Annotated in this window: 6 protein-coding genes; 5 read left to right on the top strand and 1 reads right to left on the bottom strand. The window is 43.2% G+C overall.

Going from position 1 to position 7,512, the window contains the following annotated elements; translation table 11 throughout:
* The first annotated feature begins 138 nt into the window (after positions 1 to 138).
* The 5 genes from WCM76_07860 (at position 139) to WCM76_07880 (ending at position 6,177) form a co-directional block, all read left to right on the top strand.
* Positions 139 to 1,071, top strand: coding sequence for a DUF1295 domain-containing protein (locus tag WCM76_07860; protein MEI6765542.1), 933 nt, complete (start codon positions 139 to 141; stop codon positions 1,069 to 1,071).
* Positions 1,072 to 1,389: 318 nt separating this feature from the next.
* Complete coding sequence (locus tag WCM76_07865; protein MEI6765543.1) at positions 1,390 to 4,974, top strand: T9SS type A sorting domain-containing protein; 3,585 nt, start codon at positions 1,390 to 1,392, stop codon at positions 4,972 to 4,974.
* Between the two features lie 39 nt (positions 4,975 to 5,013).
* The gene (locus WCM76_07870; protein ID MEI6765544.1) at positions 5,014 to 5,232 is read left to right on the top strand and encodes a hypothetical protein; all 219 of its coding nucleotides are present in this window, start codon (positions 5,014 to 5,016) and stop codon (positions 5,230 to 5,232) included.
* Positions 5,186 to 5,449 (top strand): hypothetical protein, encoded by a 264-nt coding sequence (locus WCM76_07875; protein MEI6765545.1) that lies wholly within the window; start codon positions 5,186 to 5,188, stop codon positions 5,447 to 5,449. The genes WCM76_07870 and WCM76_07875 overlap by 47 nt, the downstream gene beginning before the upstream one ends.
* Before the next feature lie 116 nt (positions 5,450 to 5,565).
* Complete coding sequence (locus tag WCM76_07880) at positions 5,566 to 6,177, top strand: phosphatase PAP2 family protein (GenBank protein MEI6765546.1); 612 nt, start codon at positions 5,566 to 5,568, stop codon at positions 6,175 to 6,177.
* A gap of 57 nt (positions 6,178 to 6,234) precedes the next feature.
* On the opposite strand, the gene WCM76_07885 is transcribed toward WCM76_07880, so the two are convergent.
* Complete coding sequence (locus WCM76_07885) at positions 6,235 to 6,807, bottom strand: hypothetical protein (GenBank protein MEI6765547.1); 573 nt, start codon at positions 6,805 to 6,807, stop codon at positions 6,235 to 6,237.
* Positions 6,808 to 7,512: the final 705 nt, after the last annotated feature.

The following is a 7,512-nucleotide window of genomic DNA, read 5'->3' on the forward strand; positions in this document are numbered from 1 at the left end:
CGGCTCTCATTTTTTTGATTTAAAGCACTATTTCATCCATTCAGATTATCTTACTTTTGTGACACTATTCGCAAATACTATAATGTGCCTTGCCGGAATGAAACTTATTTCGGCGGGCACGAAAACAAACACGAATTTATGAAGATAGTAACTACCGCCATTCTGCTTATTGTTACCCTGCTGATTGTTCCTTTGTTCAGTTATTATTCGGGCAGTGCGCTGGGTCAGCTCGAATGGAATGCATTGAACACGCTGATAATACTTGCAATCATAATTGTGGCAGTGACATTTTTACTGGGCGAAATTACAGGAAACAACAGTCAGGTTGATAAAATATGGAGTATTGTTCCGATTGCCTATGTCTGGATTGTTGCAGCTTATGGCGCCTATTCCCCCAGGCTCGTTATTATGGCGGCATTGGTTACCATATGGGGCATCCGACTTACCGTTAATTTTGCCATGAAGGGTGCCTACCAATGGCGTTTCTGGCAGGGCGAAGAAGATTACCGCTGGCAGGTACTCCGCGAAAAGCCCGAGTTCAAGCCCCGCTGGAAATGGACTCTGTTCAATCTTTTTTTTATTTCCGGATATCAGAACGTGCTGATTCTGCTTTTTACCCTTCCGGTTATTGTTGCGTTACAGAATAACAATGCTCCTTTGGGCGTGTTTGATTATGTTGCGTCAGGACTTATGCTGTTCTTCATTGTATGGGAAATGGTGGCAGATATTCAACAATGGAATTTTCAAAGTAAGAAACAGGCATATGCCAAAGCAGAAGCGGAGCTTCAGCATGAAAATAAAAAAGGATTTCTCGATAAAGGTTTGTGGGCATACTGCCGTCATCCCAACTATTTTGCGGAGCAGTCCATATGGGTTTGTTTTTATCTGTTTGGTGTGGCTGCCGGCGGACAATGGTTCAACTGGAGTGTTGCTGGCTGTCTTTTGCTGGTTGTTTTATTTCAGGGAAGCTCAAATTTCAGTGAAGAAATCAGCGCTGGAAAATATCCTGAATATACCGCTTATCAGAAACGCGTTCCCCGATTCCTTCCATTGGGCGGTTTCAGAAAATAATACATTGGGCTGAACCGCATGCTGCTCACAATCGTCCTCCTGCTGCGAATGTTTCGCCTCCTCTTTCCAATAACTGTCGGATGGTTTTCGCGTAACAGCGTAAAATATTGAATTCTCTGACCAATATTAATACTAATGTCAATTATATTTATATATTCAATAGTAAAAGGTTCAGGGCGGTAATATTCGACAGCCTGTCCAATGAGAAGAACTAATTTCTAATATTTTTATACATTTGTGGCCGATAAGCACTAATATGCATATCGGAATTCATGCACATCCAAACGCTTGTTGACTTTTTAATAAGTATAATAATTTATGAGAACAACACTATTTTCAGTTTTACTGTTATTGTCACTTTCATTGAATGTAAGTGCTAAACAACCTGTTTCGGAAGGAAGCTCCTTTACCGGAAAATCAGTAATGGCATGCATGGGAGGTACCCGGACTATAAAAACCTCGGGTGGGGATTATGCCAGTTTTACAACCGCCATCAACGACATTAACGCCAATGGTATTTGTCCGGGTGGTCTTATAATATATGTAGATGCCGGTTTCACTTCAACAGAAATTTTACCCGCTCTTACGGTTGCTTCCTCTGCCGCGGCACCGCTCACCTTTGTGAAATCGGGCATTGGCAGTAATCCCGTAATTATTGCAGGAACCGGTATTGGAATCAGTGATGCTGTGGTAACATTCAAAGGCTGCGATTATGTTACCTGGGATGGCATAGATGTTCGTGAAAACGCTTCAAATATTACATCAAATACCCAGATGGAATACGGAATAATGGTGACCAATGCTTCCGCAACCAATGGCACACAAAACCTTATTGTGAGAAACTGCAAAATAACACTGAACAAAACAAACACCTCTACAACCGCCATCTACCAGAGTTACAGCTTCACGCCTTCGTCAACTTCCGGTGCCTGCTCGAACAATGTTTTTCATAAAGTAGTGGTCGAAAATACGTACACGGGTATGCTGTTTAATTCGTATGCCGGGATTCCTGATAATAATTGCGTTGTTGATTCATGTACTATTGGTGCGGTAACGGCAAATAATATCGGAGGAAACGGTTCGCAGGCCTGTTGGGGATTCAGGGCAAACACCATGTCGAATTTAAAAGTATACGGTAACGAAATCCGCAATGTGACCATGAGCGGTACAAAAAATCTGGGCGGCCTATTCCTGAGTGGCTGCAGCGGCACATGCGATGTATACTGTAACACGGTACATGATATAAAAGTTACCCATACCAACGCAGGCACCAATTCGGTTCCTATTGGTCTGAGGATGGAAGGTGCACCGGGCTCTGTTACCAACCTCTATAATAATATCACCTACAATTTTTCAAATCTTTACAGTACGGCTACAACATCGATGCTGATTAAAGCTATAACGATTAACAGCCAGAATACATACACGGGCACGGTCAACGTTTATAATAATACTGCTGTTGTGAATGCGGAAGCACTGCCGACAAGCTGCGTATTTAATTGTACTTACGGAACTGTAAATGTAAAGAACAATATTTTTGTGAATACGTCAGCCACCAATGCCGTGTCGAAACGCTATATCTGGTATCATCAGGGCGGAACGATAGCATCGGCTTCAAATAATATTGAATATATCAACACAGCAGGGCAGAATAATTTTGTCGGATTTTTATCGACCGATTACACAACGCTTCAGCAATGGGCTGCTGCTATAAGCCCTGCCTCACCGTCCGATGGTTTTGAATCGGGCAGCATGAATGCAAACCCAAACTTCGCGGGAGCGACCAATTTCACCTTTACTTCAGCAACACCGGCCGCTAAAAGCGGAACACCCATGTTGTTTATTTCAAAGGATTATACCGGAAGCCTGCGCGACCTTGTGCGTCCAACTATTGGAGCGTACGAAACAACACAGCCTCAATCAGACCTTGCAGCCCCGGTTTTAAGCGATGTCACCATCACTTCGGGTGTTGTTCCCATGATAGATATTAATTTACTTGATAACAGCAATGGAACATCCAATGCTACGGTACGCATGTGGTACAGGCCACAGGGAAGTTCTGCGGCATTCACGGGCATTGATGCCGATACCAAACCAACAGCTGCCATGAACGGCACCTACACCTGGAACAATTCACTCTCAGGTCTTGCGCAGGGCAACTACGAATTTTATCTTGTCGTACGCGACGGACAGGGCGCAGGACAGGGTATATGGGCAAACCCAATGTGGAAAAATACGATAGGAACCACCGCTTTCAGCGTTTCAGATCCTCCTGATTTCAGCAGCAACCCTGCCGCATTTTCCAATGTGAGAACGTTCACCAAAATGGATGCCGTGGCTATTTCATGGACAGGAAGTTTAAGCACTGCATGGAATACCGGCGGAAACTGGTCGGGTGGAAATCCTCCCTCTATAAGCTCCGATGTTACGATACCTTCCGGTCAGCCGAACCAGCCGGTCATCAGCAGCACCGCCCTGTGTAACAGTCTTACAATAAATAACGGTGCAATACTCACCGTCAATCCTACATACTCACTTACCGTCAAAGGCACAACCTCATTGGGCGGCAGTCAGTGTCTGGTCATTAAATCTTCAATTGCCGGTGATGCATCATTTATCGATAACGGGACTGTAAATGGTCCGGGAACAGCAAAAATTGAACGCTATATTTCAGCTCCCAACTGGCACTATATTTCAGTACCTGTAGCGACGGCCAACGCTTCAATATTCAACGGCTGTTATCTTAAAAAATGGTCTGAAAGTGCTTACGCCTGGACAAATATTATTTCACCTTCTGCACCCTTTACCATTACTTCAGGTTACGCATTGAAAAGCAACACAACAAGCACATACGTGTACAGCGGAATGCCGAATACCGGAACATTTACGATACCTCTGACACGGACGGTTTCATTGCCGGTCTCAAAGCAGGGATGGAACCTTGTCGGCAATCCATACCCCAGCGCGATTGACTGGGATGCCATAAGCGGATGGAGCAAGAACAATGTCGCTAACGCCATTTATATTTACAATCAGGGGTATTCCAATTATTCGACATACATTAACGGTATAGGAACCAACCAGGGGTCGCGGTATATAGCTCCGGGGCAGGGTTTTTATGTTGTGTGTACAAATCCGTCCGGCAACCTTACTATGAATAATAAAGTGCGTACAGGAAACAGCAGCATCTTTCTGAAATCAGCCGTTGAACAGGATTATATCAGGCTGACGGTGAGTGACGCAACACACAGTGATGAGGCTGTTATCCGTTTTGACCAAATGGCAACACCCGGATTTGACAGCGATTTCGATGCCTATAAAATTTTAGCAGAGAATAATCCCCAGCTGTGGACTTCAAATAAAAACAATGGTGATGCGATGTATGCCGTGAATTCGCTGGGCGATGTTTTTAGCAGTCCCGATGTTGATGTTGCTTTTATCCCGGCGCTGACCGGAACATATACTATAGCTGCAAGTGAGTTTGAAAATCTGGCCGCCCAAACCGGCATTTATCTTGAAGATAAAAAAACAAACACCCTGATTGACCTTGTCGAAACTCCCGAATACACCTATAATGCTGAAGCAGGCGATGACGTCAACCGCTTTGTGGTACATTTCAAAAATGCAGCGGTAACAGGAATTCCTGCCATCGTTAAGGTTTCCGATATTACACTGTATCCAAATCCGAACAAAGGTAATTTCACCCTTTCATTCGGAGAAAATGTCCCGGATGCGACAACTGTTGAAGTATATGATATCGTAGGGCAAAAGGTTCTTTCAACCAATTATAATAATGCGGGAACGGCAGATATCGATATGAACAATGCGCCCGCAGGTCTCTATTTTGTTGTTGTCCGTGGTGACGGTGTTAACAAAATAATGAAGTTTATTGTAGAAAAATAATTTGAAACAGGCTTCCGGAAATTAATAATTAGTAAAGCTATGCTTAGAAATTTTTTCAGAATTATAATTGTCACGGTACTATTGTCAATTCCTGTTTTAATACAAACAGCTTCTGCTCAAATACCGGATCCGAATAACGGGGGAAACGGACCACCCGTAGGTGCTCCCATTGACGGTGGGGCAACATTGCTTCTGGCTGCCGGTGCTGTTCTTGGATGTAAAAAAATCAACGACGCACGAAAGAAAAAGACGTCATAGTAAGAACGTCTTTTCAGCCCTTCCGGGAGGATACCGCACCACGGAAGGCGCTTTCCTGAATATCGCCATCAGCAACGACTGGTGGTGTGCGACAGACAGCACTGCTACTCATGCCCGGTTCAGAAACGTGTACAACAGTTATATCGATGTGTACAGAGATATCTACAGTAAGAATACCGCATTTCCGGTACGCTGTGTAAAGGATGAGAGAGTATAATATTGTGCTGAAGCAATTTGTTTGCAGAGATAAAATTCAGTAAAAACTGTTTGCTTACGAATACTAAACCGGAAATATTTGCGTATTATTAAGGCATCAAATTGTAATTGCGGAAAATGAAAAGAGCCGGTTTATTTGTGATACTTATCCTTGTCGGATTTGGTCAATTGCCGGCTCAGAATGCCGACATAAATCTTCTTAAAAATATTAATCTTCATCGGAACCGTTCACTGGATCCGGCCTTTAAATTTATTTCAAACAGTGTTACACCTTTATCGATAGCTGTCCCGATTGGGGCAATAACCTGCGCGATTGTACGAAAAGACAGTGCAGGCATAAGTAATGCAATTGTGCTTTCTTCAGCGGCTATTGTGGTTTCGCTTGTTACCACCTCCATTAAATATTCCGTGAACAGACCACGTCCTTACACCACCTGGTCATTTATAGATCATGTAACTTCTATGGGTTCGCCTTCCTTTCCTTCGGGGCATACTTCACAGGCTTTTGCGCTGGCAACATCACTGAGCATAGCCTATCCAAAATGGTACGTTATTACACCTTCATTTTTGTGGGCGGCTGCAGTAGGTTATTCCCGTATGGATCTCGGCGTTCATTATCCCAGCGATGTTGCAGCAGGTGCATTGGTAGGCGCAGGTTCAGCCTTTCTTTCTTATGAAATGAACCGCCTGCTGTTTCACAAACATTTTAAAAAGGAAGTAACGCAATAATGATAATGGCGTTTCTGCCAAACGCATCTTTTCCCGCCATTAGCTGACAGGCGCTAATCAGAACCGTATGCCGCTTTTGATTTCGACAAACTGCAATGATTTGCGTTTTTTTACGCCCAGCGATGCGAAGCTGGCATAGCTGTATTCTGCCTTCACAAAATACTTGAGTCTTTTGTCGCAACGGAAATTGTATCCGAACTCAAAGCGTGTCTGATGCCCCATAATGCCGCCTTCCGTTCCGTTGAATGCCAGCTGGTCGAACAGCAGTGCATATCCCAGGAATGGAATTGATTTTCTGTTCTTCGCCAGTTCGTGTCTGATGGTCCAGCCGTATGAAACTATCCGCATGTCCTTGTCGCCCGGCTTGTTCAGTCCGAAGGTGTAGGTGTATCCGATGGGTATGGTAATAAAAATTGCCTTGTGTTTGTTGAAGCCGCTCACCTGCCATGCGTAATCGAACATGAAGCTGGTACCATGAATGGCGGTATTCGGAAAATTATCCGAAAATACATAGCGGTAGCCAATCTCAAGCGACCGTTGTTTGGGAACTCTTTCGGCCACCTCTTTTTGGGCACTTGCAAAAATGGCAGGCATAAAAACTATCAGGAAAAATACAATCTTGCTTCTCAAAATGCTATAGAGTTTTATTTAGGGGTTGCAAATATCGGCAAAACAGCCAAACTAATAGGGTATTAAGCCAATTTTTTGTACTTAATGCTAATTCAGTATTTAGTATCTAGTACTTAGTATTTAGTACAAAAAAAGAACAAAGGAGATTTGTGTTTACGACTCACGACTTACGACTCACGACTCTTGACTTACGACTAATTCAGTATTCAGTAAATAGTACTTAGTATTTAGTACAAAAAAAAAGAACAAAGGAGATTTTTGTACTTACGACTAGTTCAGTGTTTAGTAAATAGTAACTAGTATTTAATACAACATAATAATTCCCTGAAACGCAGAAGAACGGCGCTTTTTTGTACTAATTACTTACTACTAACTACTTACTACTAGAGTGGAGCGATACTGCTACGCAGATCGGGATAAACTTCTCCTCCCCAAAAGCAAAAAGCCGCAAGTCTTACGACTCACGACTCTTGACTTACGACTTTTTTCTGTGGAGCGTAGGGATTGTGAACCTTCAAGCATTATGTAACTAATCGGCAATCAGTTATAAAGTTTATTTTAAAAATTGTGAATCAATTGTGAAACATCATCATTCAGCTATATCATCTAACTGGCAGCTTCTATGTCCCTTTTCTGCCACGCTTTTCAATTAAGGTGGAAAAAACGCTCTAAATATCCAGTGTGCGCCGGTTCAAATTGACCACC

Source organism: Bacteroidota bacterium (genome assembly GCA_037133915.1).
Classification (GTDB): domain Bacteria; phylum Bacteroidota; class Bacteroidia; order Bacteroidales; family CAIWKO01; genus JBAXND01.